This is a genomic window from Bacillus cereus group sp. BfR-BA-01331, assembly GCF_022663915.1.
GTDB classification, from domain to species: Bacteria; Bacillota; Bacilli; order Bacillales; family Bacillaceae_G; genus Bacillus_A; species Bacillus_A mycoides.
Genome location: NZ_JAKUGJ010000202.1, coordinates 1 through 250, shown reverse-complemented (window position 1 = coordinate 250; position 250 = coordinate 1). Strand labels below are relative to the sequence as shown.

The window sequence follows — 250 nt, the reverse complement described above, 5'->3', positions numbered from 1 at the left end:
AGGTGGAAGCATGGTGACATGTGGAGCTGACGAATACTAATAGATCGAGGACTTAACCATATAATATGAAGCAATGTTATCTAGTTTTGAAAGAATATAAAAAACTTATTGACTTTAAATGTCGAATAAGTTATGATAATTCTTGTCTTAAATGAATACAGTCTGGTAATGATGGCAGAGAGGTCACACCCGTTCCCATACCGAACACGGAAGTTAAGCTCTCTAGCGCCGATGGTAGTTGGGACCTTGT

At 38.4% G+C, this 250-nt stretch carries 1 rRNA gene; it reads left to right on the top strand.

Annotation, left to right across the window (positions count from 1 at the left end):
- Positions 1 to 161: 161 nt before the first annotated feature.
- A 5S ribosomal RNA gene (gene rrf, locus MR155_RS31710) occupies positions 162 to 250 on the top strand; the annotation flags it as partial.